Annotated in this window: 17 protein-coding genes; 14 read left to right on the forward strand and 3 right to left on the reverse strand. The window is 55.8% G+C overall.

Going from position 1 to position 23264, the window contains the following annotated elements; translation table 11 throughout:
- Positions 1–44 precede the first annotated feature (44 nt).
- From pckA to ACK2JC_RS28295, 3 genes are all read left to right on the forward strand, one after another.
- Positions 45–1649: a phosphoenolpyruvate carboxykinase (ATP) gene (gene pckA / locus ACK2JC_RS28285; protein WP_092360662.1), complete on the forward strand. Its 1605-nt coding sequence runs from the start codon at positions 45–47 to the stop codon at positions 1647–1649.
- Positions 1650–1918: 269 nt separating this feature from the next.
- Positions 1919–3124, forward strand: a complete 1206-nt coding sequence (locus ACK2JC_RS28290) for a PAS domain-containing protein (RefSeq protein WP_368270659.1) — start codon at positions 1919–1921, stop codon at positions 3122–3124.
- A complete protein-coding gene (locus ACK2JC_RS28295; protein WP_227167392.1) occupies positions 3105–3683 on the forward strand; it encodes a GGDEF domain-containing protein in 579 nt (192 codons plus the stop codon). Before ACK2JC_RS28290 ends, ACK2JC_RS28295 begins: the two co-directional genes overlap by 20 nt.
- Here the strand turns inward: ACK2JC_RS28295 and ACK2JC_RS28300 are convergent.
- From ACK2JC_RS28300 to ACK2JC_RS28310, 3 genes are read right to left on the reverse strand one after another with little or no spacing between them, the layout of a single operon-like run.
- On the reverse strand, positions 3680–4426 hold the full coding sequence (locus tag ACK2JC_RS28300) for a response regulator (RefSeq protein ID WP_007711084.1): 747 nt from the start codon (positions 4424–4426) through the stop codon (positions 3680–3682). The two genes, ACK2JC_RS28295 and ACK2JC_RS28300, sit on opposite strands and share 4 nt — an antisense overlap.
- Positions 4419–6113, reverse strand: a complete 1695-nt coding sequence (locus tag ACK2JC_RS28305; RefSeq protein WP_092360661.1) for a sensor histidine kinase — start codon at positions 6111–6113, stop codon at positions 4419–4421. Before ACK2JC_RS28305 ends, ACK2JC_RS28300 begins: the two co-directional genes overlap by 8 nt.
- Positions 6110–7153, reverse strand: a complete 1044-nt coding sequence (locus ACK2JC_RS28310) for an ABC transporter substrate-binding protein (protein ID WP_166434533.1) — start codon at positions 7151–7153, stop codon at positions 6110–6112. The genes ACK2JC_RS28305 and ACK2JC_RS28310 overlap by 4 nt, the downstream gene beginning before the upstream one ends.
- Positions 7154–7465: 312 nt before the next feature.
- Between ACK2JC_RS28310 and ACK2JC_RS28315 the strand changes: the two genes are divergently transcribed.
- From ACK2JC_RS28315 to ACK2JC_RS28365, 11 genes are all read left to right on the forward strand, one after another.
- Positions 7466–8776 carry an extracellular solute-binding protein gene (locus ACK2JC_RS28315; protein ID WP_107435447.1) on the forward strand — a complete coding sequence of 437 codons (1311 nt, stop codon included), beginning with the start codon at positions 7466–7468 and terminating at the stop codon, positions 8774–8776.
- Between the two features lie 91 nt (positions 8777–8867).
- Positions 8868–9893 (forward strand): ABC transporter ATP-binding protein, encoded by a 1026-nt coding sequence (locus ACK2JC_RS28320; RefSeq protein ID WP_092360658.1) that lies wholly within the window; start codon positions 8868–8870, stop codon positions 9891–9893.
- Positions 9894–9904: 11 nt separating this feature from the next.
- Positions 9905–11818: an ABC transporter permease gene (locus ACK2JC_RS28325; RefSeq protein WP_227167390.1), complete on the forward strand. Its 1914-nt coding sequence runs from the start codon at positions 9905–9907 to the stop codon at positions 11816–11818.
- Between the two features lie 82 nt (positions 11819–11900).
- On the forward strand, positions 11901–13316 hold the full coding sequence (locus ACK2JC_RS28330; protein ID WP_411338233.1) for a phosphoglucomutase/phosphomannomutase family protein: 1416 nt from the start codon (positions 11901–11903) through the stop codon (positions 13314–13316).
- Between the two features lie 174 nt (positions 13317–13490).
- Positions 13491–15002, forward strand: coding sequence for a catalase (locus ACK2JC_RS28335; RefSeq protein ID WP_107435449.1), 1512 nt, complete (start codon positions 13491–13493; stop codon positions 15000–15002).
- 218 nt (positions 15003–15220) lie between these two features.
- The gene (locus ACK2JC_RS28340) at positions 15221–17893 is read left to right on the forward strand and encodes a PRD domain-containing protein (RefSeq protein ID WP_320937289.1); all 2673 of its coding nucleotides are present in this window, start codon (positions 15221–15223) and stop codon (positions 17891–17893) included.
- Positions 17894–18259: 366 nt separating this feature from the next.
- Positions 18260–18592, forward strand: coding sequence for a PTS lactose/cellobiose transporter subunit IIA (locus ACK2JC_RS28345; protein WP_276953032.1), 333 nt, complete (start codon positions 18260–18262; stop codon positions 18590–18592).
- Positions 18589–18903: a PTS sugar transporter subunit IIB gene (locus tag ACK2JC_RS28350; RefSeq protein WP_024734634.1), complete on the forward strand. Its 315-nt coding sequence runs from the start codon at positions 18589–18591 to the stop codon at positions 18901–18903. Before ACK2JC_RS28345 ends, ACK2JC_RS28350 begins: the two co-directional genes overlap by 4 nt.
- A 20-nt stretch (positions 18904–18923) precedes the next feature.
- Complete coding sequence (locus ACK2JC_RS28355) at positions 18924–20261, forward strand: PTS sugar transporter subunit IIC (protein WP_092360653.1); 1338 nt, start codon at positions 18924–18926, stop codon at positions 20259–20261.
- Between the two features lies 1 nt (position 20262).
- Entirely contained in the window at positions 20263–21729 is a 1467-nt protein-coding gene (locus ACK2JC_RS28360; RefSeq protein ID WP_320937288.1) for a sulfatase-like hydrolase/transferase, read from the forward strand.
- Positions 21730–21744: 15 nt separating this feature from the next.
- Positions 21745–23163 carry a glycoside hydrolase family 1 protein gene (locus tag ACK2JC_RS28365; protein ID WP_276850883.1) on the forward strand — a complete coding sequence of 473 codons (1419 nt, stop codon included), beginning with the start codon at positions 21745–21747 and terminating at the stop codon, positions 23161–23163.
- Positions 23164–23264: the final 101 nt, after the last annotated feature.

The raw sequence follows: 23264 nt of genomic DNA on the forward strand, positions 1-23264 counted from the left end.
GAACTGACATTCAAATTTTTAAGAAAAGAGAGGTTGAATCAAAGATGGCAAAAATCGATTTAAGTCAGTACGGCATCACCGGAACCACAGAAATTGTCTACAATCCTTCTTATGAGACATTGTTCGAGGAGGAGACCAAACCTACCCTGGAAGGCTATGAAAAGGGACAGGTGAGTGAGCTTGGCGCGGTTAATGTTATGACCGGTATCTATACGGGGCGTTCTCCCAAGGATAAATTCATCGTTATGGACGAGAATTCCAAGGATACCGTATGGTGGACCTCTGATGAATATAAGAACGATAACCACCCGGCCAGTCAGGAAGCATGGGATGCCGTGAAGAAAATCGCGTTGGAAGAGCTTTCCAACAAGAGACTTTTTGTCGTAGATGCGTTCTGTGGGGCCAACAAGGATACCCGCATGGCGATCCGTTTCATCGTTGAAGTGGCTTGGCAGGCCCACTTCGTTAAGAACATGTTTATACAGCCCACCGATGAGGAGCTTGAGAGCTTTACTCCTGATTTTGTTGTATACAACGCTTCCAAGGCGAAGGTTGAAAACTACAAAGAGCTGGGCCTGAATTCCGAGACTGCCGCTATGTTCAACATTACCAGCCGCGAGCAGGTAATCGTGAACACCTGGTACGGCGGTGAGATGAAGAAGGGTATGTTCTCCATGATGAACTACTACCTGCCGCTCAAGGGCATCGCTTCCATGCACTGCTCCGCCAACACCGATATGAACGGCGAGAACACCGCTATCTTCTTCGGCCTTTCCGGAACCGGCAAGACCACTCTGTCCACCGACCCCAAGCGTCTGCTGATCGGCGACGACGAGCACGGCTGGGACGACAACGGCGTGTTCAACTTCGAGGGCGGCTGCTACGCGAAGGTGATCAACCTGGACAAGGAGTCCGAGCCGGATATCTACAACGCTATCAAGCGCGACGCTCTGCTGGAGAACGTTACCCTGGATGCGGACGGCAAGATCGATTTCGATGACAAGAGCGTGACCGAGAACACCCGCGTGTCCTATCCGATCGACCACATCGAGAAGATCGTGCGCCCGGTTTCCGCTGCTCCTGCGGCTAAGGATGTAATTTTCCTGTCCGCGGACGCATTCGGCGTTCTTCCTCCCGTGTCCATCCTGACTCCGGAGCAGACCCAGTATTACTTCCTGTCCGGATTTACGGCAAAGCTGGCTGGTACCGAGCGCGGAATCACCGAGCCCACCCCCACCTTCTCCGCCTGCTTCGGCCAGGCCTTCTTAGAGCTGCATCCGACCAAGTACGCGGAAGAGCTGGTTAAGAGAATGGAGAAGAGCGGCGCCAAGGCATACCTTGTGAACACCGGTTGGAACGGAACCGGCAAGCGTATCTCCATCAAGGACACCCGCGGCATCATCGACGCGATCCTGGACGGCTCCATCGCAAAGGCTCCGACCAAGCAGCTGCCGTTCTTCAACTTTGAGATTCCTACCGAGCTGCCGGGCGTGGATCCCAAGATTCTGGATCCCCGCGATACCTACGCCACCGCTGAGGACTGGGAGGCAAAGGCCAAGGATCTGGCACAGCGCTTCGTGAAGAACTTCTCCAAATATGAGGGCAACGAGGCTGGAAAAGCGTTAGTTTCCGCTGGCCCGCAGTTATAAGTTCCACAGAAATTACATAGAGGGCGCCCCAAACGTCGGAAACCGGCGTGAGGGGCGCCTTTTTGGCTGAATGCAATGGGACGCCGGTGTAGCCTGCGGGCGATTGTTTAGTCGCATTTTGCCGGCGGGGGGAATTTTTTGCGAAGAAATTGTAATTTCCGCGTAGATTTGCTATACTGTCATTATATGGTATCTGAGCACAGAAAATAAAACAGATGCCGTACAATATATTGCCCGGATATTGGCAGGGGGAGAGGTGAGGGTTTGTTATGAACGAACTGGAATACTATAAAATGATGCTTGACGGGACGCCATGCGGCCTTTGCCATGTGGCGTTAGATGAAAAGCTCACCATTCTGTATGCAAATCAATCGTATTACCAGATCTATGGTTATACCGCCGAGAACGCGGAGGCACAGGGGTTTACAAATGCGAAGTTTATTCTGCCGGAGGACGACTATCAATCCATTATGGATACCGTACAAAGCCATATCCGTCGAAAGGACCGGTATTTCCAGCTGGAATTCCGAGCGATTCACAGCTCGGGAAAGCTGATGTGGCTTCTGGTACGGTGCGCGTACGACCCGGACAGGCCGGGAAGCCTGCTCTGTGCGCTGTTTGATATCGCAGACCGCAAACAGATGGAGGAGCAGCTTCGGATGAGCATGCAGGAGAGTAAAATCGCATTTCAGCTCACGGATAAAATGATGTATATTTATGAGCCGGCTTCCCGGCGGCTTAAGCAGCCCAAATCGGCTGCCGATGAATTCGGACTGCCTCCGGTGATGGATGATGTGCCCTACAGCGTTATACGCTCAGGGGCCATCGATGAGGCGTGTGTGAACGACTATGTGGCATTTTACGAATCCATCATCCGCGGAGAGAAGAGCGGCCATTCCGTGGTCAGAAAGCGGCGCAGGGACGGCTCATTCGGCTGGTATGAGGCCAAGTATAGCTCCATCTTCGATGAATATGGGGCCGTAAAACGTGCGGTTATTTCCTGTGAAGACATCACGGAGCAGCGGGAGAAGGAGCTGTCCTACCAGAAATGGAGCAATTACTTCAAGGCCAGGGAAGAAAAGACCTTCGGCGTCTATGAGTACAATCTGACCAAGGACTTGTATGATGATACAAAGGGGGATGTCAAGCCGGATTGTCTGCGTTCTCAGAAAACGTATACCGGCACCGTGCGTTACATTGCCGAGAATTTTGTATATGAGCACGACCTTGAAAAGTTTAATAAATTTTTTGAACGAGATTCGCTTCTGGGCCGCTACTATCACGGACAGACTACCGGGGTTCTCGATTATCGGAGAAAGTGTATAGACGGTGCTTGTGTTGGCACGGATGGTGTTGATGATATAGGTTTTTTTTTTGGTGGGGGGGGGTATTATTTGGGTCCGTGCAGTCCTTCTTTTGCTGGCGGACCCTTACAGCAGCGATGTGAGGCTGTTTATGATGACCCTGGATATTGACCAGGAGAAGAGGACGGAGTTGAAGGTGCGCAGCCGGATGGAACACGACGGGATGACCGGGCTCCTCAACCGGGAGACGTTTATTGCCAGAGTTTCCAGGATTCTAAAAAACAGCACACCACCGAAACGCCATGCTCTGATTATGCTCGATATCGACGAGTTCAAAAAGCACAATGATCAGTATGGGCACCCCTACGGCGATCAGGTTATCCGTGAGACTGCCAGGTTCATAAAGGGATTTCTGCGGAAAACGGATCTTTGCGGCAGAATGGGCGGAGATGAGTTCATGGTCTTTCTGAACGATATCTCCTCAGAGGAGGAAATGATTCCCAGAATTGACATGTTTTGCCAGATTTTGAAGCACCCGGACGGGGAGAATGGAGAGATCACGTGCAGCCTCGGGGTGGTGTTCTATCCCCGGGACGGGCGGACCTTCCAGGAGCTGTATCAGAAGGCCGACACCGCCCTGTATGACGTCAAACGCACCGGGCGCGGCAATTACCGGATCTACAGCCCGGATCTGAAGCGGAAAGGGGAGGAGGAGACCGGCGCCTTTTAGTGGCACCGGTCCTGATACTCCGACGGCGACATGCCCGCCAGTTTCTTAAAGGTGCTGCCGAAATAGGCCACGTCCCGATAGCCCACCATCTCCGCCACCTCGTATACCTTGTACCGGCAGTCCTGCAGAAGCTTCATTGCCATGTGGATGCGGTACTGGGTGAGGTAATTGACGATAGTATAGCTGGTTTCCTTCTTGAATACATGGCTCAGATGGCTCTCGCTGACGCCCAGGGAGCGGGCGATGGGCGTGATGCTGATGTCGCTGTCGCTGTAATGCTCCGCGATATAATTCATGGCCTCCAGCACGTACTTGCTCTTGTCCCCCTTGGCGAGGCTCAGCATGTCCTGGGGGGCCAGGGAGGTCTGCATCTGCTCCCGTTCCCGGACCCGGCCGATGGCGGCCACCAGCTCCTGGTCCCGGAATGGTTTTAACAGATAATCCGCGGCCCCGAACTGGAGCGCGCTGCGGGCGTAGGAAAAATCGCTGTAAGCGGTCAGGAGGATGACGTGAGCCCGGCAGCCCCGGCGGCGCAGCTCCGTCATCATCTCGATGCCGTCCATGTGGGGCATGCGGATGTCGGTGATGATCAGGTTGGGGTTGTACCGCTCCACGGCCGCGATGCCCTCCTCGCCGTTGGTGGCTTCCCCCACCACCACACAGCCCATGGAGGCCCAGTCCACGCCCAGGACAATTCCCCTGCGGACCACGGATTCGTCGTCTACTACGAGCACTTTAAGCATTGTTGTTCTCCTTCTTCTGTATCGGTAAGAGCAGCCGCACACAGCTGCCGTCTCCCGGCGTAGTTTCCGCCGAAATACCATATTTTTCTCCAAAATGCAGCCGGATGATGCTGCTCACATTAAACAGTCCCAAATGTTCGCCCGGAATTTTCTGATCCTTGCTGTTGAGGCGGGCCAGAACATCCGGCGGAATGCCGCAGCCGTTGTCGTAAACGGAGAGCAGGAGATCGCCCTCCTGTTCCTCGGCCTGCAGCTTGATATAGCCGTCCTCCCGGTCCACGACCCCGTGGATAATGGCGTTTTCCACCAGGGGCTGCAAGACCAGCTTGGGCACAAGACAGCTCTGCAGCCGGTCCGGCACGTCGATCTCACAGGTGAAGCGGTCCTCAAACCGGAGAGACTGGATATCGATGTAGCGGTCCACCAGCTCCAGCTCGTCCTCCAGCGTGATAAACTCGCTGCCGGAGATTCCGGCCCGGAGGATGACGGCCAGGTCCGTTGCCAGGGTGGCCACCTGGGGCACGTGGTGGGTTACGCCCAGCCACTTCATGGAATCCAGGGTATTATATAGGAAATGTGGGTTCAGCTGGGCCTGCATCATCCGCAGCTGCGTCTCGTTGAGTTCCCTCTGGCGGGCCACGGAGCGCACCAGGTTCTGCCGGTATTCCTCTGTCATGCGGTTAAAGCTTTCCGTAAGACGCCCCAGCTCGTCCTCACGGTCCGTTTCCATATGGATCTCCAGATTTCCCTTCTTGATCTCCCCCATGGCCTCGTCCAGCTGGTGAACCGGCTGGGACAGGTGGCGGCTCAAGAGCCAGGCGCACCAGAGGCAGAGCAGCAGGCACATAAGCCCCATCAGGATGCTGACCGTGTAGAAGGTATCCATGACCTGGGAGCTGAAGGTTTTCGGCTGCTGTAGAATCAGGGAAAGGCCGGTGCCCTCATTGCGGGTCAAAAAGTAGTAGTATTCCCCGTCCGCCCCGGTGAGCGGTTTGCCTGCGAGGAGCTGGCTCCTCAGCGCAGCCGTGGAGGACTCCGCCTGGGCCGGCTGGGTGTGGTAGATGGTCTGCCAGGTGGGATCCAACAGGATCACCACATGGGTGGCACTGTAAAGCCCGTCAAAGAGACGTTCGAAGTCGGTGCTGGTCATGGTGATCACCACATAGCCCAGGATGCGGCCGCCGTAGCCGCGGACCGCCTGGGCCGCGGTCATGGCCGTCTGGCCGGTCCCCTTGCCGAAGGCCAGCCCGTCGGTCTGCCCCGCGGCGTAGAGAACACCCCAGCGCGGATTGCGCTCCTCCTCCGGCAGGGGGCTGACCGTGCTGTAAAGGCATTTGCCCTCGGAACTGAAGATGTCGAAGCGGGCGTGCTCACGCAGCCGGTCCGTCTCCATGAACAGCAGCTGGTAGACCACCCGGGAATTGGCGGTTTTGCGGTTTAAGGCGTTGCGGATCATAGTGCTGCCGCAGAGCCGTTTGGCCGCCTGGCGGTAGGAGAGGCAGGTGGTGTCCAGAGCCTGCTCCAACCCGTTTAACTGAGCCTGGGCCTGGGTGGCCAGGCTGCTCTCGCTTCTGGCCCTCTGAACCTGCATCACCAGCACGTCGCAGAACAGCAGGGGCAGCAGCGTCACCAGCAGAACCGTGACGAATATCCGGTTTTTGAAGGAATGGCGGATCCAGGATCTCATGGCTGCACCTCCTCCCGCAGACTGTGCCACAGCGCCAGGTAGTCCTCCTGCCGGCTTCCGGCCAGGCCCACATCGTAAGGGAAGGTCAAAAGCTCCCCGGTGACTCCCTCCGGCTGAGGCACGTCGCTTCTCACGGCCCGGAGATTGGAGGAGCGGGAGAGATAGGTCTGCACGTCCCGACTCAGGGCGAAGTCCACAAACAGCCGTGCGTTCTCCTCGTGAGGACAGCCTGCGATCACGGCCAGCCCATCGGGGATGGCGCTGGTGCCCTCCTTCGGGTAGACCATGGCGATGTCGTACCCCTTCTTGATGCTGCGAAGCGCGTTTTCCTCCAGGGTAACTCCGATGTAGCAGCTCCCGTTGGCCACCTCGCCGACCACCTGTCCGGCCCGGTCTATGGTTCGGCCCTCCAGGTTCTCGTAAAACCTGCGGATCAGGTCCTCATCCCTGCCGGGGAGAATCTGCACCATGGTGGACAGCGCCGTGTAGCTGGACCCGGAGGTTTCCGGATCGGCGAAGGCGATTTTCCCTTTCCAGGCCGGGTCCAGAAGGCTGTCCCAGCCTGTGGGCGGATTGGTGCGCACCAGCTTTGGGTTATAGATCAGGACTACGGGAGGGATGGAGAAGGGCGTCCAGAGTCCGTTGGTCTGCACGTATTCAGTGGGCAGACTTTCGGCCTCCGCGCTTTTATAAGGAGAAAAATAGTTTCGGAAGGAATACAGGCTTTCCACGCTGCCGCCCAATATCACGTCGCAGCGGGGATTTTCCGACTCCTCGGCGATCTGTTTTAAAAGGGCGATGGAGCCGCCGTTTTCCACCTGGACCCAGATGCCGGTCCGCTCCTCAAATTCCCGGATAATCGGGGTGTAGACCTCCTCCAGATTGGAGGTGTATATGGTCAGGCGCTTGTCCTCTGCGGGAGCGAAGGCGGAATAGTCCGTCTGCTCCGCGCGGATACAGCCGGACAGGCACAGGCCGCCGGCCAAGGGCAGCAGCGCAAGCATCAGGCAAAGCCGCGCCCTTATGGCACTCAGGTTCATCTCATTTCCTCCCCCATGGACAAAATTCATATCAATGCAACCATTTTACCATAAACAGGGTGGTTTTGTCATCCTAAGTACAGAATCGGTTCCGAATGGCGGATTTGTCTATTATTTTGTAACGTCGGGTCCTTGTCGGAGCAAAAATGTTAAAAATGCATGATTATCGGACGATGCCGCTGGATGAATTATGAAAAATGGCAGAATATTGGGAATTATTGCAGTTTTGTCGGGTTCCTATCCGGGGGCAGAGCCTATATAATAATTGTTATAAGATACTTGGTAACAAAATCTTAGAAAAGGAGAGGTAATATGAAAAAGACATTAGCTGTACTGCTTTCCCTGTCAATGGCCGCCACCGCGCTGGCAGGCTGCGGAAAGAAAGAAGCCCCTGCGGCTCCGGCATCGGAGGCTCAGAAGACGGAGACAAGCGCTGCCGCCGGCACGGAGGCACCGAAGGAAGAGGAGAAGGCGGAAGATAAGGATTATTCCGATTACACCATCCGCATTTATTCCAACTCCAACTCCACCGAGCGCACCACCTGGCTGATCAATGCGGCAAAGGATGCCGGATTCAGCATTTCCATCGATGACAACAGCGTTATTTCCGGCGACACGGCCGCAATTCAGGCCGCCAACGAGAACAAGGACGGCGACATCCTGTTCGGCCTCAACGAGACCCGCTGGAGCCAGCTGGTAAATGGAAAATATGAGAACCTGTCCGTGATCGACTGGACTCCTTCCTGGTCCGGCGAGGTAGGCGAATACGCTTATCCGGGTAAGGCTTACGGCCTGGTAATCCAGAACGTTCTGATGCTTTACCGGAACGACGAGCTGGGGACCAACGGTCAGGAGCTTCACTTCAAACACTGGTCCGATCTGGTTGACTGCGGCTACACCTGGTACCGTCAGAACAAGGTCGGCGGAACCACCAACGCGAATATCAACTCCGCGATGCTTTACTCCTTCATCGATCCGTCTTCACCGGCGGGCGGCGTTTCCGTAGACGGCTGGAAGATGCTGTGGAAATACTGCGAAGAGGGCAAGAGCGGCGGCGACGACTATAAGTACGGCTTTGACCCGTTAAACAAGGGCGAAGTTCAGGTTTCCACCTTCTACTCCTCCTCCCTGTACGGCAAGATCGATGCCGCTGCGGAGAGCTCCGACAAACCGCTGTTAGGAACCATGCAGCCGGAGAACTGGGCGTTAGTGGACATTGACGACGGCACCTATTACATTGCCGAGTACATCGGCATTCTGGATAAAGCGGACCGTACCGAGGAGCAGACCGAGGCGGTTAAGGCATTCGCAGAGTGGTTCGGATCTGCAGACGTTCAGGCGGCATGGGGCGAGGAATTCGACTCCTATCCCTGCAACCAGGCAGCAGCAGCGATTCTGTATCCGGACGGCATTCCGGAAATCTATACCCTGAAAAACTTTGCCCTGTCCAAGGTAGAGGGAACCGATATGACTTACGCTGAGTATGTGGCGGAGCACTCCGGCGAGTGGACCAACATCATGACCAACCTGGGCTTCTACTGGGCCGATGCCAATGGCGCGGCAGCAGAGCCTCAGTGGGACAGCCTCGACTGGGCTACCCTGACACAGGCCGCAGCGCAGTAAGAACGGATAACTGTTACCAGATGACAAATCAGATGGCGAGCCGGGCAACCGGTTCGCTATCCTTCTATCACGAGAAAAGGAGTTGCCACTTATGATCAGGCTCAATGATATCGTAGTCAAGTTTGGGGATTTCACGGCCCTGCACAATATTAATGTACATGTGAAAGAGGGGGAATTCTTCACCTTCCTTGGACCTTCCGGTTGCGGCAAAACCACAACGCTTAGAACTCTGACCGGTTTCATTGAGCCGGTGGAGGGGTCTGTGCTGGCCAACGGGAAGGACATCACCCACGTGCCCATCGAGGAGCGCAACATCGGCATCGTGTTCCAGAGTTACGCCCTGTTCCCGACCATGACCGTGTACGACAACATCGCCTTCGGCCTGAAGGTGAAAAAGATGAAAAAGCCGGAGATCGACAAGAAGGTCCGCAGCATTGCCCAAAAGGTGGATCTGACCGACGAACAGCTGATGAAAGCCGTCTCCCAGCTCTCCGGCGGACAGCAGCAGCGCGTGGCCATCGCCCGGGCGCTGGTGACGGACCCGGCCATCATCTGCATGGATGAACCGTTAAGCAACCTGGACGCCAAGCTTCGCGTCCAGCTGAGAAACGAACTCAAGAAGATGCAGAAGGAGTTCGGAATCACGACCATTTACGTGACCCATGACCAGGAGGAGGCGCTGACGCTGTCCGATCGGATCGCCGTGTTCAACAAGGGCTGCATCGAGCAGATCGGCACCCCCAACGAAATCTACAATCACTCGGACACGGAGTTTGTCTGCAACTTCATTGGGGATATCAACCGCCTGTCGGACGAGGTGGTGAACGAGATGATCGCCCATGGGGCGGATTTAAGCCCGGCCAACCACAACTACATCCGCCTGGAGCGCATCCATGTGAACGTTCCTCCCAAGGCCGGCGACATGACCTTTGAGGGCGTGGTGGAGCAGATGGAATACTACGGCCTGTATATCAAATATTACATCAACCTGGGCTCGGAAGTGATCAAGGTCATTGAGAAAAACGACGGCGTGAATATTTACGAGGCGGGCGAGACCGTGACGGCGGTTATGAATCCGAAGGATATCATGGCGTATCCCGCGGACGGGAAAGAGTAGGGGGTGTGGCTATGAAAAAGAAAGGTTCCAAGGGGTTTGGGCCGGAGACGATCTTCCGGCTGGTGGGCTTTGCATTTTTCGCCTATCTGTTCTTTGGCTTTATGCTCCTGCCCTGTTTAAACACCCTGACCAGCATTTTTACCACCAAAAACGCTGCCGGGGAGATCGATCCCTGGGCGGTGGTCCGGTTTTTCTTTGCCGGTAATATGAGCAAGTATGTGTGGAATTCCCTGAAGCTGGCCGTGCTGCTGGTGATCACGGTCAACGTGGTGGGCGTTTCCATCGTGCTGCTGACCGAATACTTTGATATCAAAGGCGCCAAAATCCTGCGCCTGGGTTATATGACCACGCTGATCTACAGCGGCGTTGCCCTGGTTACCGGCTATCTGTTCCTGTACGACCGGAACGGAATCATCACCAGCGCGCTGGTCAACGCGTTTCCCGGCATTAATCCCAACTGGTTTTCCGGCTTCAACGCGGTGCTGTTCACCATGACCTTTGCCTGTACCAGCAACCACGTGCTGTTCCTCAGAAACGCCATCCGGGGAATCGACTACAACACGGTGGAGGCGGCCCGGAACATGGGCGCGAAGCCCTTTGCGGTGCTGTGGAAGGTGGTTTTCCCCACCCTGATCCCCACCATGTTTTCCCTGACGGTTATGACCTTTATCACCGGTCTGTGCGCTATGTCGGCTCCGACCCTGTTGGGATATGACTCCATCAACCCGGAGATCGTCCGTCTGGCCGGTTCCTCCATCGCCGACGAGGCGTTTCCCCAGGCCCGCGCGGCTCTGCTTTCCATCATTCTGGCCATGTTCACCATCGTGCTGCTGGCTGTTCTGTCAGCCTACGAGCGGAAGGGGCACTACCTGTCCGTTTCCAAGACCAAGGCGAAGCTCCAGAAGCAGAAGATCAGCAGTCCGGTGGGTAATATACTGGCCCATATTTACGCCTATGTGTTGTTCATCATCTACATGACGCCGGTGGTGATGATCGTGGTGTTCGCGTTCCAGACCTACGGGGCGATTCGGATGAAACGCCTGGATCTGTCGGACTGGACGCTGATCAACTTCTTTGGCACCCAGGACTACGAGTATCTGACCTCCCGGGGGACCTACAAGGTGAGAAAGGGATCCATCTCAGGACTGTTCTCCAACGAGGCGACCCTTGGCGGTATCAAACTCAGCTTTATCATGTCCGCCATCGCGGCCCTTCTGGCCTGCCTGATCGTGGTTCTGGCCTGCAACTATATCTTTAAGAACCGGAACAAAAAACGCGGAGTGATCGTGGAATACTGCCTGCTGTTCCCGTGGCTGCTGCCCACCATCCTGATCTGTTATTCCTACCGCACCTTCTTCAACAGCGATACTGTGTGGTATGTGGGAAATAACAACCTGTATTATGCGGACCGGGTCAGGCTGCTGATTATTCTGGCCTACACGGTGGTGAAGCTGCCGTTCTCCATCCGTATGATTAAGGCGGCCTTTTATGCCATCGACGAGGAGTTGGAGGACGCGGCCAAGAATCTTGGCGCCAGCAGTGTTCTGACTTTCTTAAAGGTGAAACTGCCCATTATCCTGCCCAGCGTTCTGGCGGTGTTCGCCCTGAACTTCAACGCTCTGTTTACAGAGTACGACATGTCCGCAACCTTTGCCAGCTCCCACGGCACCACCTATGCCATGATCATCCAGAGCATGTGCGAGGAGGAAGGGCTGTACGGCTATAATGTCAACGCTTCGGGACGCCGCTGCGCTTCCACGGTATTCATCATGCTGGTTTCCGGCCTGATCCTGTATCTGGTTTACGGCGTGGGCGGCCGAGACTTAGGCGAACGGCTGGAACTGAAGGAGAAACGGAAAAAACGGAGGGATAAGCTCCTGAGCCATTTTCACAAAGATTCAGCGGTGAAGGCGGCGGCAGAGTAGCCGCATCAGATATGAGAGCGCGGAGCAGGGCCCGCCCGTCGGGGCGGGCTTTCTCCGGAGAGGATGAAAGGATTGTGAGCGTATGATAAAATTTGGAACCGGTGGCTGGAGAGCTATCATCGGTGATGATTTCACCAGGGAAAATATCTGCATTCTGGCAAAAGCCATGGCAGACAAAATGAAAGCGGAGCAGGTTGCGGACCAGGGGCTGGTGATCGGTTATGACCGCCGTTTCCTGTCCAAGGAAGCGGTGATGTGGAGCTGCGAGGTGTTGACGGCGGAGGGGATCGTCTGCCACTTTGTCAACCGCTCCGTACCCACCCCGCTGATCATGTACTATGTGATGAAGCACGGTTACCCCTACGGCATGATGGTGACGGCCAGCCACAACCCCGCCCTTTATAACGGCATCAAGGTGTTTACCTCCGGGGGCCGGGATGCGGACGAGGTGCAGACTGCGGATATCGAGCGATTTATCGGGCAGGTAAAGCCGGAGGATATTCGGAAGATCGAGTATGGGGAGGCGGTGAGCCGCGGCCTTGTCCGCGAGTTCTATCCCATGAACGAGTATCTGGACGATATCATGGAGAAAATCGACATGGAGGCCATCAAACAGGCCCATCTGCGGATCGCACTGGATCCCATGTACGGAGTCAGCGAGACGGCCCTCAGCACCATCCTGATTTCCGGCCGCTGCGATTTCAACGTGATCCATCAGGAGCACGACACGCTGTTTGGCGGCAGGATGCCCGCTCCGGCGCGGGACACTCTGGGCCTTCTGCAGAATTTCGTGGTGGACAAGTATTGTGACCTGGGAATCGCCACCGACGGAGACGCGGACCGCCTGGGCGTGATCGACGACAAGGGCGAGTTCCTCCATCCCAACGACATTCTGGTGCTGCTCTATTATTACCTGAAGGAATATAAGAAATGGAACGGGCCGGTGGTCCGCAACCTTTCCACCACCCACCGCCTGGACGCCATCGCTAAGCGTTACGGGGAAATCTGTTATGAGGTGCCGGTGGGCTTTAAGTATATTTCCGCCAAAATGTCCGAGACCGGGGCCATCCTGGGCGGTGAGTCCTCCGGCGGACTGACGGTGGCCGGACACATCAACGGCAAGGACGGCGTTTACGCCGCCTCCCTGCTGGTGGAGATGGTGGCCGTCACCGGGAAAAAGCTGTCGGAGCTGATCAAGATTGCCAACGGGCTCTGCGGCGAGCGGTACATGGAGGAGCGGTCCTTCCGGTTTGCCGAGAAGGACCGGGAGCGGATGCTGCGCCTTCTCTTTGAGGAGAAGGGCCTTCCCGACATGGCCGGTTTCCAGGTGGACCACGTGTCCTATGAGGACGGCTGCAAGGTTTATTTTGCGGACGACGGCTGGGTCAGCGCCAGATTCTCCGGCACGGAGCCTTTGCTGAGAATCTTCTGCGAGATGCGGACCCAGGAGGAGGCCGTGGGGATGTGCAACCGCTGGAAGGCGTATTTGGGACTGTAACGATTCATTACCCCGGGAGACGGCGACTTATCCGTTTCTCGGGGTAATTTTGTAAAAAATTGAGAATTTCTGCACAAATTGTATTTGCAAATATGCAATATCTATAAATAGTTTTTGACATATATGTCCCGCCGGAATATAATAAAATTAATAAAAATTGTGAAGGAGGGGCTTATGGACTTAAAATCAATGAAACTTACCAATGAAGCCGGAGCGCCTGTGGCGGAGAACGAGCATTCTCTGACTGCCGGTCCGAGAGGTCCTGTGATGATGCAGGATGTGTGGCTCATGGAAAAGCTGGCGCACTTTGACCGGGAAGTGATTCCGGAGAGACGTATGCACGCCAAGGGCTGGGGAGCTTACGGCACGTTTGAATGTACGGACGATATCTCCCAGTGGACAAAAGCAAAAGTGCTGCAAAAGGGAGCCAAAACAGACCTTTTTGTCAGATTCTCCACTGTGGCCGGTGAACGGGGAGCCGCCGACGCTGAACGTGATATCCGGGGCGTGGCGATCAAATTTTATACCGACGAAGGAAACTGGGACCTGGTTGGAAATAATACCCCGACCTTCTTTTTACGGGACGTACATAATTTCCCGGATTTGAACCGCGCGGTGAAACGCGATCCGAGAACCGGGCTGCGCTCCGCCCAGAATAACTGGGACTTCTGGACGCTGCTGCCGGAGACCTTCCACCAAACGACCATCGTCATGTCCGACCGCGGGATTCCCGCATCCTTCCGCCATATGAATCTGTATGGGGAGCATACATTCAGCTTTTACAATCAGGATAACCAGCGCTTCTGGTGTAAATTCCATTTTATCACCCAACAGGGTATTAAAAACCTTACGGACCAGGAAGCGGAGGAGTTGATCGCCAAGGACCGGGAAAGCCATGGTCGGGACCTGTACGAGTCGATTGAAAAGGGAGATTATCCGCGCTGGACCATGTACGTCCAGATTATGACGGAAGAGCAGGCCAGAAACCACTATGAAAACCCATTTGATATCACAAAAATCTGGCGCCATAAGGAGTTTCCGCTTCACAAGGTGGGCGTGCTGGAACTGAACCGCAATCCGGAAAACTACTTTGCGGAGGTTGAACAGTCTGCGTTTACGCCGGCCCACGTGGTTCCCGGAATCGGTTTCTCACCGGATAAGTTTCTTCAGGGCAGACTGTTTGTGTATGGCGATGCACAGAGATATCGTTTGGGTGTCAACTATAATCAGATACCGGTCAACCGGGCAAAAGTCGAAGTCCACGATTACCACCGGGACGGTTTTATGCGGACCGACGGCAATTACGGAGGCGCTCCGGCCTATTCGCCCAACAGCATGGGAGACTGGGCGGCTCAGCCGGATGTCATGGAACCGCCTCTGGATTTATCGGGCGCCATGTACGCTTACGATCCCCAGGATGACCCAACGGACGATTGTTTCCGGGCCGGCGGTGATTTGTGGAGAATCATGACGGAGGACAAGCGGGAGCTGCTGATTGAGAATACGGCCCGCAATATCGCTCCCGTCACAGACAATATCAAATACCGTCACGCGGTACACTGTTTCTGGGCGGACGAGGAGTACGGGACGCGGATCACCAGGGCCATGGGACTTGATTTGGACCGTGTCAAGGAGCTGGCAAAGTCGGGGAGCCATAAGGAATTAATCCAGGCGACTCTGAAGTAGGAGCCGGTGTTCGCTAAAAACCGGATCGTTTTATTTTGTGCCGTCGAATGCCGCTGGGGTGTTTGACGGCACCTTTTTGCGCGGAGAGGAAACGTGCGGACAGATTCCGGCCATGATGGAATTGTAAAGACGGAACGGATACGGTATAATAGGGAAAGCAAAAAAGCACGTGCAGAGCCTGCGAGAGCGCTCTCTGTGGAAAACGGAGGAGGATTCCGATGAAAAGCAATAAAAACATGGTGTTGGACCTGCTGCGCCAGTGTGCGGGGGAGGAGAATGGGGGCGTGACCACCCAGTATCTCTCAAAGCGCCTGGATATGCAGCGGACCAACCTCAGCGCGATTTTAAACGCTCTGGTGCGGGAGGGCCTGGTGGAGAAGAGCGCCGGGCGGCCGGTGCTCTACCGCCTGGCCGGGGGACAGGCCAAGACGGGGGACGAGTCCTGCTTTTCCGAGCTTGTTGGGTATGACGGAAGCCTGCGCCAGAGCGTCCAGCTGGCCAAGGCGGCCATGCTCTACCCGCAGCACAGCCTGCACTGCCTTCTCACCGGACCGGGCGGAAGTGGAAAGAGCTGTTTTGCGCAGATGATCCATCGCTTTGCCACGGAGAATTACGCGCTGGAGCCGGAAGCGCCCTTTGTAAAGATCAACTGCGCCCATTTTGCGGACCGGCCGGAGCAGCTGACCGTTGAGATCTTCGGCGGGATCGAGGGAAAGACCTCGTTCCTGGAACAGGCGGAGGATGGGATTCTGTTTATCGACCACGGGGAAATGCTGCCCCCGGCGGCCAAGAGCGGTCTTTTGTCCCTGGTGGAGAACAATTACCGGATCTGGCAGGGGCGCAGATGCAACCTTCGGACCACCGTGGTCTGCGCGGTGGAGGAGACGGCGGCCGGCGAGCTTTTGGAACCCTTCAAGAGCCGGTTTTCGGTGACCATTTCCCTGCCGCCTCTGGAGGAACGGCCGCCGGCCGAGCGCTTTGGCCTGATCCGCCGTTTTCTGACCAGGGAGGCGGCCGGGAGCGGTCACGCCCTGAGCCTGACGTCGGAGATTCTGGTCGCCCTGCTTTTATACCGCTGTCCCCGGCAGGTCAAGCAGCTGCGCAACGATATCCGGATCGCCTGCGCCAACGCCTATGTCAGGGGGCTGAAGGCGGATCAGAAGGAAATCCGCCTCGCTATGTCGGATTTCCCCAACGAGGTGCGCTCGGGGCTTTTGGAGTACAAGCGGCGCAAGGCGGATTTAAAGGAGCTGATCAAGGAGAACGTCCGCTATGTGTTCTCGGAAAACCAGGACGTGCACACCAGGGCGGAGGAGGTCCGCAGGCTGGGCGGTTTCTCGATCTATGAGTGGATTGAGGAGCGGATGCAGGAATTGAAGGAGAGAGGGCTGGCCTGGGAAGATATTAACACCATCATTGGTATTGATATCGAAAATGAGTTTAAGAAGTACAACAACAGCCTGGTTTCAAAGGTGGCGGACAAGGAGCAGCTCTCCAAGATGGTAAACCCCAGGATCATGGAGCTGGTGACGGAGTTTCTGGACCAGGCGGCCCGGGATTTCAACCGGGTGTACCCGGTGTCCGTGTTCTACGGCCTGTGCCTGCACCTGAATGCGGCTCTGTGCGAGGGGGAGAAGCGGCGGGAGCTGTCCTCCGACCGGATCATGGAGATGATCGGAAAGTACAAGGAGGAGTACGCTTTGGCGGTGAAATTCGCCGGACGTCTGGAGAAGGAGTTTTCCACCCGCCTTCCCATCGACGAGGTGGTGTTCCTGACCATGTTTATCTGCGACCGGGGCGGCATGGCGGGGGCGCAGCCCCATCCGCTCCTGTTCATCGCCATGCACGGGGAACACGTGGCTTCGTCCATGGCCCAGGTGATCCAGAGCCTCAGCGGAACGGAGGTGGGGTATTACGATCTGCCCTTGAGCAAGAGCACCCGGGAGGCGTATCCCGAGCTGAAACAGGCCCTGTCGGACTGGAACCGCGGCGCAGGAATCCTGGCGCTCTATGACATGGGGTCCATGAGGCAGATGATTGAGATGGTCTGCGCGGAGACGAAGATTCCCATCCGCGCCATCGCCTTCCCCTTTACGGCTCTGGCCCTGGACTGCTGCCGCAAGGTGATGCTAGAGCCGGATCTGGACGCCGCCTACTCGTCCCTGTTGGAGCGCTACCACACGCTGCCCATGCTGCGGGACGACGCCTATTACCGCCCCCGGTCCGGGAACGTGATCATCACCCTGTGCATGAGCGGAGAGGGCGGGGCGGTCCAGATCAAGCGGTATCTGGAAAAGAAGGTTCATTGGGACAATGTGTCCTTTATCCCGCTGGCCATTTCTGGGCGGGAGGAGCTGTTAAATGAGATCAACCGAATCCATGAAAAGCACCACATACTCTGCACCGTGGGCGCATTTGACCCGCAGCTGCTGGATATTCCCTTCATTCCGGTCACGAAAGTGCTGGAATGTCCCCAGGAAAAGCTGAAGCTTCTGCTGCGGGCGGATATTCCCGGGGAGGCGGAGGAAGAGGAAAACGACCGGATTATCATGGAATTGGCGGAGGGCTTACAGTATTTCGGGCCGGATCAGGTCAAGCGCTGGGTCCCGTCCCTGGTGTCGGAGATGGAGGAGGTTCTGGGAAGCCCGCTGCCGCCGGAAAAACGGGTGGGCTTAAGCGTCCATCTGGCCTGCGGGATCAACCGGATGATCGGCGGGGAGGAGACGCCGGTGAACCTTCACAAGGCGGAGCTGCTCAAGGAAAACCGGGAGCTGTACGGAAAGCTGAGGGCATGTATGGTGCCACTGGAGGAGGCCTTCCACATTCGGGTGGATGACAATGAGTACGCCCACATCCTGTATATTCTGAGGGGCAGAAAAAGCGAAAATTGAATGGTTTTTGGACAGCGGACAGAGGTGCACTCCTTTGTCCGCTATTTTTGTATGATACGGCATTATTTATAAGAAAAATTAATAAATAATCTTTGCGTATAAATTTGGAGGCAGAGTTTCTTTTGTGTATCGGTTTTTAGGCAGTTCATCATACACTTCCCATTGAAATGAATGAATATGTATTTAGTGTATTAGTGTATAAGACGGCTATTTCGAAAACCATGCAATACACAGGGGAAACCACCGTATACACAGCGGAAAAATGGCAATTTTTCGAAGGATTGACTTTGTTTTTCCAATGTGGTAAGGTTTGCTTATGAAAAATATAGTATAAAAATTATACAGTATTGAAAGGAGCGGGAGCGCATGAGTATGGAGGAAACCATCATGACTCTGGTCGTGAAATCGGGGCAGGCCCGCAGCGCGGCTTACGAGGCGCTGGGGGAGGCGAAGCAGGGACGGTTCGAGGAAGCCCAGAAAAAGATGCAGGAGTCGGCCCAGTGGGTGATGGAGGCCCATGACATCCAGACGGAGCTTTTGGTGATGGAGGCCCGGGGGGAGATGAATCAGATCTCCCTGATCGGAGTCCATGCCCAGGACCACCTGATGGATTGCATGCTGGCAAGGGAACTGATCACGGAGATGATTGAGCTTTACAGAGCGTTATCTCATAAAAAAGACAAGGAGGACGGACAATGAATATTTTACTAATGTGTATGGCGGGCGCCTCGACCAGCCTGGTAATGAACAAGATGAAGGCGGCGCTCACGGAGGATCAAAAGGACTGGAAGATCGAAGCACATCCCTTTGACCGCATGGACGAGGTGGTGGAGAATTTCGACGTGATCCTGATCGGGCCGCAGATCGCCTACAAGAAAAAGGAGCTGCTGCGCAAGGCTGCGGAGATCGGCAAGCCCCTGGATTCCATCGCGCCGGTGGATTACGCCATGGGCAACGGAGCTAAGATCTTAAAGCAGGCACAGGCGCTCTACGAGGGCCGGGACAAATAGAATCGGGGAGGGACTTAAGTATGGCAAAGCAGGGGGTAATGCAAAAATTTATGGACTGGATGCAGGAGCACATTATGCCTGTGGCCGGTAAAATCGCGGAGGAGAAGCACATTACCGCGATCACCAAGGGAATGATGGCGACCATTCCCCTGACAATTATCGGAGGAATTTCTCTGATCCTGGCGTATCCGCCGGTGGATGCGTCAACCCTTGAGGCGACCAGCGGCATTTTAAAATCGTTTCTCACCGCCTGGTACAACTGGGCGGGCAAATACGCAGCGATTCTGGAGCTGCCCAACAATGTGACGCTGGGGCTTTTGGGAATCTATGTGGTGATTGCGATTACATACCATCTCTGTAAAAATTACAAGATGGAACCGCTGTCCTGTATGATCACATCGGCCATGTCGTTTCTGATCATCGCCGCCCCTCCGGCAGCAGTGGAGGGAGCCAGCGGATTGTTCTTAAACAGCCGTTACCTGGGTTCCAGAGGCCTGTTTGCCGCCATGGTGGTGGCGATTGTGACCGTGGAACTGACCCGGTTCCTGTTGGATAAGAACATCAAGATCAAGCTTCCGGATACGGTTCCGCCCATGGTGACGGCGCCCTTTGAAGCGCTGATCCCGTCGATTGTGGTATTAGTGGCTTTCCTGGTTGTGGATCAGGGCGTGACAGCCGCTTTCGGCGTCAACCTTCCCCAGGCGATCATGAACCTGTTCACGCCCTTTGCCAAAGCGGTCGACAGCGTGGGCGGCATGATGGCAATTCAGTTTTTGATTAACTTCCTCTGGTTTTTTGGAATTTACGGAAGCGCGGTTCCGGACAGCGTTACATCGGGATTTTTTATGACCAACATTACGGCCAACGCAGCGGCTTATGCGGCAGGAGAGCCCCTTCCGGCTATCGCCACGGCTCCGTTCCGCACTGCCTTCGGCAACATTGGCGGATGTGGCTCTGCCTTTGCATTAGCGATCTGCATTTTGCTGGTAGCAAAGTCGACTCAGTTGAAAACGGTAGGCAAAATAGGAATTGTTCCATCTATTTTTGGAATTGCGGAGCCTCTGACCTTCGGCGTACCGCTGGTATTTAATCCTATTTTGATGGTGCCCATGATTCTTGGTTCCGTACTGAATACCATGATCACGTTCCTGCTTATGCAGTGGAATATCATCGGCAGGATTTTTGTCAACATACCGTGGACTACTCCCAGAGTGCTGGATGCGATTCTGTGTACGATGGATGTTAAGGCGGGTCTGCTGGTCATTGCGCTGGTCGTGATGGACGTGCTCATCTACATGCCCTTCGTAAAGGTGTACGACAAGTCTCTTCTGGAAAAAGAAAAACTTGGGGTGGAGTAAATTGGAGAGAGCGAACAAACCGAATTTTGTTTTTTTCATAGCGGACCAGCTCCGCGCCGACGCCCTGGGGCACTTAAATCCCCAGGGCGCGGCAAGTCCCAACATCGAAAAGCTGGCCGGGGACGGCGTTTCCTTTCAGAACGCTTACTGCCAGAACCCGGTCTGCGTACCCAGCCGGTGCAGCATGCTGACCGGCTGGTATCCCCACACCAAGGGACATAGGACCATGCATTTTCTGCTGGACGAGGACGACCCCACCATGTTGGAGCAGCTGAAAATGAACGGCTACGAGGTGATTTGGGCGGGGAAGGACGAGGTCATTCCCTTAAACCGGGATTTCAGCAAATACTGCGACCGTTATTATCCGGGGGCCTATCCCTGGGACCGGGAGAAAAGCAAGGCGTTTGAAAAGCAGTTTCGCGGGGAACCTTCCGGGGACAATTTCTATTCCTTTTACGCTGGCAAGGTGAGCCCTGAACAGATGGACGACAATGACCGCAGCTGCCTGGATTATTCCATCCAATACCTGAGGGAGCGGCGTGAGGCGGGGAGAGAGGATAAGCCCTTCTGTCTGTTTCTCTGCCTGAGTAATCCCCATCCGCCCTACGGCTGCAGTCCGCCCTGGTACGGGCGAACCGACCGCAGCCATATTCCCGCCCGAAGGCCCACTCCGGAAAATTGGGAGGGCATGCCCTCTATGCTGAAGGGAATTTACGAAAAGCAGGGGCTTCAGGGGTGGAGCGAGGAGCGGTTCGCGGAGCTCAAAGGGACCTATTACGACATGATCAGCCAGCTGGACGAGCGGTTGGGCGAACTGATGGCGGTGATGAAGGAGACGGGAGTCTACGACGGCACCGCGCTGTTTTTCTTCAGCGACCACGGGGATTTTACCGGGGACTACGGGTTGGTGGAGAAGGCGCAGAATACCTTCTACGACTGCCAGTGTAATGTTCCGCTGATCATCAAGCCGCCGGCCGGCACGGACTGCCGCCCCAGAGTCAGCGGGGCTCTGGCGGAGCTGGTGGACATTCCGGCCACGGTGGCGGAGCTTGGGGGCTTTTCGCTAAATTACACACAGTTCGGCCGTTCCCTCTGTCCGGTGCTTGCGGGCGTGGAAACCCACCGGGACGCCGTGTTCTGCGAGGGCGGAAGGATTCACGGCGAGCTTCAGGCCATGGAGCGGGGGCATGGGCCGGATTCACTCTACTGGCCGCGGCTCAGCACCCAGTGTGAGGAGGGACCGGAGCACACGAAAGCCATTATGGTCCGGGAACAACGCTACAAATATGTGTACCGGCTCTATGAACGGGGCCAGCTCTTCGACCTGGAAGAAGATCCTCAGGAACTGGTGAATCTGGCGGGCCGGGCGGAGTACGGGGAGATCGAAGGACGGCTTCAGGCGAGAATCCTGCGCTTCCTGGTGGAGACCGGGGATTTCGTGCCAAACCGAAAGGACAAGGGCTATTGACAGGAGGGGGTATCGATGGATTTTGGTGAAAAATTCCTGTGGGGAGGCAGCATCGCGGCCCATCAGTGCGAGGGCGCATGGAATCAGGGCGGTAAAGGGCCGGGAATCATGGATCTGGTCACCGCCGGAGCCTGCGGCCGGCCCCGGGAGATATGCAGCGGTATTGTGGAGGGAAAACACTATCCGTCCCATGAGGGGATTGATTTTTACCACCGGTACAGGGAAGATATCAAGCTGTTCGCCGAGATGGGATTTACGGGCCTGCGTTTTTCCGTGGACTGGTCCCGCGTCTATCCGAATGGGGACGATGAGGAGCCCAATGAGGAGGGAATCGCCTATTACCGGAGTGTGGCGGAGGAATTGCTAAACCATGGGATCGAACCCATTGTGACGCTCTATCACTTCGAGCTGCCCTTCCGTCTGTTGGAACGGTACGGCGGATGGAGCAGCCGGAAGGTGGTGGATCTCTACCTGCGATACTGCGGGACCATGTTCCGGGCTCTGAAGGGCAAGGTGAGACTGTGGGTCACCTTCAATGAAATGAACCATCTGGATCCCCAGACTGAGGCATCGGACATCTTTACCTATATGATTTCCGGCGTTAAGTACAGCGGCATGGAAAACCCGGCCCGGGAACTGGCGCAGATCGGCTATCTTATGACGCTGGCCGGGGTGAAGGCGGCCCGGCTGGCACGGGAGATCGATCCGGAGAACCGGGTGGGCTGTGTGTTTGGCCTGACGCCGGTCTATCCGGTGGATTGCGCGCCGGACCATGTGATGGACGCGTTCCTGGAGATGGAGCGTCAGTTCTACCAGGTGGACGCCATGTGCAGAGGCGCCTTTCCGGCCTACCGGGAGCAGGAATACCGGAATGCGGGAATTCTGCTGGAGAAGGAGGACGGGGACGAAGAGGACTTCCGGCAGGGAGTGCTGGATTTTATCGGGGTGAATTATTACAGCTCCAGTGTAGCCCATCATGAGGGGGATGAGGGGGCGGAGGAAACGCTGTTCGGCGGCGTTCAGAATCCTTATCTGGAACAGAGTAAGTGGGGCTGGGCCATCGATCCGGTGGGTCTGCGCTACACACTGAATTATGTATACAAGCGCTACGGGCTGCCGGTCCTGGTGACCGAGAACGGACTGGGGGCGGTGGACCGGGTGGAGGCGGACGGAACGATCCGGGACGACTACCGGATCGCCTACCTGGAACGCCATATCGGGGAATTGAAAAAGGCGGTGCGCCTTGACGGGGTGGAATGCCTGGGATATCTGACCTGGGCGCCCATCGATCTGGTCAGCGCCACCACGGGGGAAATGAAAAAGCGGTACGGATTTATCTATGTGGACCGGCAGGACGATGGAAGCGGAAGTCTTGCCCGGACCCGGAAAAAATCCTTTGAGTGGTTCCAAAAGGTGATAGAAGAAGGAATTTAGTAAAAGCGGCGCCTGCCGGATCAGTGGGCGCCGTTTTGGCGTTTTCATCTTTCCCGATTGAATTCAAATATCGGTTATGTTAAACTATACCTATCATGTAT

It is taken from the genome of Enterocloster lavalensis, from assembly GCF_046603895.1.
Classification (GTDB): Bacteria; Bacillota; Clostridia; order Lachnospirales; family Lachnospiraceae; genus Enterocloster; species Enterocloster lavalensis.

Excerpts from the sequence above, each read along its gene's own strand:
- ACK2JC_RS28365 (WP_276850883.1), top strand. The coding sequence starts at position 21,745 with ATGGATTTTGGTGAAAAATTCCTGTGGGGAGGCAGCATCGCGGCCCAT.
- ACK2JC_RS28310 (WP_166434533.1), bottom strand. The coding sequence starts at position 7,153 with ATGAACCTGAGTGCCATAAGGGCGCGGCTTTGCCTGATGCTTGCGCTG.
- pckA (WP_092360662.1), top strand. The coding sequence starts at position 45 with ATGGCAAAAATCGATTTAAGTCAGTACGGCATCACCGGAACCACAGAA.
- ACK2JC_RS28315 (WP_107435447.1), top strand. The coding sequence starts at position 7,466 with ATGAAAAAGACATTAGCTGTACTGCTTTCCCTGTCAATGGCCGCCACC.
- ACK2JC_RS28305 (WP_092360661.1), bottom strand. The coding sequence starts at position 6,113 with ATGAGATCCTGGATCCGCCATTCCTTCAAAAACCGGATATTCGTCACG.
- ACK2JC_RS28320 (WP_092360658.1), top strand. The coding sequence starts at position 8,868 with ATGATCAGGCTCAATGATATCGTAGTCAAGTTTGGGGATTTCACGGCC.
- ACK2JC_RS28345 (WP_276953032.1), top strand. The coding sequence starts at position 18,260 with ATGAGTATGGAGGAAACCATCATGACTCTGGTCGTGAAATCGGGGCAG.
- ACK2JC_RS28290 (WP_368270659.1), top strand. The coding sequence starts at position 1,919 with ATGAACGAACTGGAATACTATAAAATGATGCTTGACGGGACGCCATGC.
- ACK2JC_RS28295 (WP_227167392.1), top strand. The coding sequence starts at position 3,105 with ATGATGACCCTGGATATTGACCAGGAGAAGAGGACGGAGTTGAAGGTG.
- ACK2JC_RS28300 (WP_007711084.1), bottom strand. The coding sequence starts at position 4,426 with ATGCTTAAAGTGCTCGTAGTAGACGACGAATCCGTGGTCCGCAGGGGA.
- ACK2JC_RS28330 (WP_411338233.1), top strand. The coding sequence starts at position 11,901 with ATGATAAAATTTGGAACCGGTGGCTGGAGAGCTATCATCGGTGATGAT.
- ACK2JC_RS28340 (WP_320937289.1), top strand. The coding sequence starts at position 15,221 with ATGAAAAGCAATAAAAACATGGTGTTGGACCTGCTGCGCCAGTGTGCG.
- ACK2JC_RS28350 (WP_024734634.1), top strand. The coding sequence starts at position 18,589 with ATGAATATTTTACTAATGTGTATGGCGGGCGCCTCGACCAGCCTGGTA.
- ACK2JC_RS28335 (WP_107435449.1), top strand. The coding sequence starts at position 13,491 with ATGGACTTAAAATCAATGAAACTTACCAATGAAGCCGGAGCGCCTGTG.
- ACK2JC_RS28355 (WP_092360653.1), top strand. The coding sequence starts at position 18,924 with ATGGCAAAGCAGGGGGTAATGCAAAAATTTATGGACTGGATGCAGGAG.
- ACK2JC_RS28325 (WP_227167390.1), top strand. The coding sequence starts at position 9,905 with ATGAAAAAGAAAGGTTCCAAGGGGTTTGGGCCGGAGACGATCTTCCGG.